The sequence below is a fragment of the Hydrogenophaga sp. genome, from assembly GCF_051007235.1.
Taxonomy (GTDB): Bacteria; Pseudomonadota; Gammaproteobacteria; order Burkholderiales; family Burkholderiaceae_C; genus Hydrogenophaga.
Genome location: NZ_JBPCSJ010000007.1, coordinates 1 through 2,761 on the forward strand (window position 1 = coordinate 1; position 2,761 = coordinate 2,761).

Sequence of the window (2,761 nt, forward strand, 5' to 3'; positions counted from 1 at the left end):
ACCTGCTGGGCCGACAGCTTCTTGCCGCGCACTTCCACCCAGGCGTCGCCGTTGTCGGCGGCCACGATGGAGTAGGGCATCAGGTCGATGTCCTTCTGCACTTCCTTCTCGGTGAACTTGCGGCCGATCAGGCGCTTGATGTCGTAGAGCGTGTTCTTGGGGTTGGTCACGGCCTGGCGCTTGGCCGAGGCGCCGACCAGCACTTCACCGTCTTCCTGGTAGGCCACGATCGACGGCGTGGTGCGCGCACCTTCCGAGTTCTCGATCACCTTGGTGGTGTTGCCTTCCATGATGGACACGCAGCTGTTGGTGGTGCCCAGGTCGATGCCGATGATTTTTCCCATGTTCTCTGCTCCGGTTCTTGAAAAAGTGAATGTTGAAAACGGTGTGGACGCGGTGTGCATCCCTTGTGGAAGATGTGTGGATAACTCTGCCGCTTTTCAAGGGCGGCGGCGCACAAATCCCGCTTATTTGGGGGCCGCGACGGTGACCAGGGCCGGGCGCAGCACGCGCTCGGCGATCAAGTAACCCTTTTGCAGTACGGCCACCACGGTGTTGGCGGGCTGCTCGGCCGGCACCATGCTGATGGCCTGGTGCTGGGCCGGGTCGAACTTCTCGCCCGCGGCCGGGGCGATGGCCACCACCTTGTTGCGGGTCAGCGCGCTCTGCAGCTGCTTGAGCGTGGCTTCCGCGCCTTCGCGGATCTGCTGCACGGTGGCTTCCTGCACCGCCAGGCCGGCTTCCAGGCTGTCGAGCACCGGCAGCAGGCTGTCGGCAAAACCTTCGACGGCGAACTTGCGCGCCTTGGCCATTTCGTCTTCGGCGCGGCGCTGGGTGTTCTGCGCTTCGGCCTTGGCGCGCAGGAACTGCTCGGCCAGATCGGCGTTCTTGGCCTTGAGTTCGGCCACTTCGTTGGTCAGGGCGGCCAGCGCATCGGCCTCGGCCACGGCAGCGGCGGCCAGGGCTTCTTCAGGGCTGGCGGGCGCGGCGTTCTCGGGGCTGTCAACGGGGTGTTGTGGTTGGCTCATGGCGAATAAAGTTCAAGAAAATCAAAGACAAAGCTTGCCTTGCGCGTCCACTTGGGGGCGCTGTGGCGGAGTTCAAGAGGGGGTGACAGCGAAAAGCCGCCCGGCGGGCGAGAATCGGGGCTTTTTGCACAGGCACACCCCATGAAACTGTTCCGCCACGGCCCGCTGGGCGCTGAAAAACCCGGTCTGATCGACGCCAGCGGCGCGTTGCGCGACCTCTCGGGCCTGGTGCCGGACATTGCGGGCGCCGTGCTGGGGCGTGATTCTATGTCCCGCCTGCGCGCGCTGGACCCGGCCAGCCTGCCGCTGGTGCCCGCCGGCAGCCGCATCGGCGCCTGCGTGGGCGCGGTGGGCAACGTGGTCTGCATCGGCCTGAACTATTCCGACCACGCGGCCGAGGCCGGCATGAAGGCGCCTGGCCAGCCCATCGTGTTCAACAAGCACAACGGCGCCATCAGCGGGCCCAACGACGACGTGTGGCTGGCGCCTGGTTCGCAAAAGCTCGACTGGGAGGTGGAACTGGGCATCGTGATCGGCGAACGGGCTTTCCACGTGTCGGAGGCCGACGCGCTGCAGCACGTGGCGGGCTTCTGCCTGGTCAACGACGTGTCCGAGCGCGCTTACCAGATCGAATACGAGGGGCAATGGACCAAGGGCAAGAGCTACCCCACGCACTGCCCCATCGGTCCCTGGCTGGTGACGCCCGATGAACTGGGCGACCCGCAGGACGTGGACCTGTGGCTGGACGTCAACGGCCAGCGCCGCCAGACCGGCAACACCCACACCATGATCTTCGGCGTGGCGCAGATCGTGAGCTACCTCAGCCGCTTCATGGCGCTGCAGCCGGGCGATGTGATCCCGACCGGCACGCCACCCGGCGTGGGCATGGGGCAGAAGCCGCCGGTGTACCTGCGGCCGGGCGATGTGGTGACGCTGGGTGGGCGTGGTCTGGGCGAGCAGAAGCAGGTGGTGGTGGAAGCCCCCCTGCGCCGGTGATGGGGCGTTCCCCCCTGCGCCGCTGACGCGTCTTCCCCCCTTGCTGCGCGGGGGGGCGGCCCCAGTGGCTGGGCGGAGCCCGTTCCACGGGGCCCTGGGTCCCGGGCACGCCGCACCGGAAAGGTCTTGTCATTCTCCTTCGCCGCCATGGCGGCCTCCCCCGGGAGCCCCATGGGGCTGGAAGCCGCTCGCTCAGGCGCTGGCTTGCACGGCTCCGTTGGCCTGTGCCGCTGCGGCCCGCGCTTGCTGGCTGGACCATTTGCTGGCGAACAGCTGCACGTCGTGCATGCGGCGGGCCAGGTCGGCGCCGGCACTGGTGAGGCGGTAGCCGTCGCCGGTGTGGTCCACCAGGCGGGCGGCGCGCAGCTCTTTGAGGCGGGTGTTCAGGGTGTTCGGGGTGACCCCGCCCACGCTGTCCTGCAGCAGGCGGAAGGTCTGCGGGTGACCGTCGCTCAGCGCCCAGATCACGCGCAAGGCGTAGCGGGATTCGAGCAGGTCGAACAGCTGGATCACAGCCGCGTTGTCTTTGGCGCCCATGCTGGTGGTCTCCGGTGTGGCCTTCGTGGCGAGGCCTGCAAACCACTATACGGTGCCTGCTAGCCATTCGCTAGCTGGGAACCCCCGCGCTGCGGGTTTCCGCGGGTCGGGATTTACCCCGATAACTTGAGCCCCCACGCTCCGCCGCTGCGCGGGTCGCTGCCCCCCATGGGGGCTGGGCCTGCCTTGGGGCGGCCCGG

General features: G+C 67.5%; 4 protein-coding genes. 1 reads left to right on the plus strand and 3 read right to left on the minus strand.

From position 1 onward, the window contains the following. Together ACR2JA_RS00185 and grpE are read right to left on the minus strand one after the other, a co-directional pair. The coding region (locus ACR2JA_RS00185; protein WP_434007122.1) for an Hsp70 family protein at window positions 1-344 on the minus strand (344 nt) is incomplete at its 3' end. Between the two features lie 123 nt (window positions 345-467). Then, window positions 468-1,028 (minus strand): nucleotide exchange factor GrpE, encoded by a 561-nt coding sequence (gene grpE, locus ACR2JA_RS00190; RefSeq protein ID WP_434007123.1) that lies wholly within the window; start codon window positions 1,026-1,028, stop codon window positions 468-470. A gap of 141 nt (window positions 1,029-1,169) precedes the next feature. Here grpE and ACR2JA_RS00195 point away from each other — a divergent pair, with 141 nt between their 5' ends. Beyond that, complete coding sequence (locus ACR2JA_RS00195; RefSeq protein WP_434007124.1) at window positions 1,170-2,024, plus strand: fumarylacetoacetate hydrolase family protein; 855 nt, start codon at window positions 1,170-1,172, stop codon at window positions 2,022-2,024. 192 nt (window positions 2,025-2,216) lie between these two features. Here the strand turns inward: ACR2JA_RS00195 and ACR2JA_RS00200 are convergent, their stop codons facing one another. Next, entirely contained in the window at window positions 2,217-2,561 is a 345-nt protein-coding gene (locus tag ACR2JA_RS00200) for a winged helix-turn-helix transcriptional regulator (protein WP_434007125.1), read from the minus strand. Window positions 2,562-2,761: the final 200 nt, after the last annotated feature.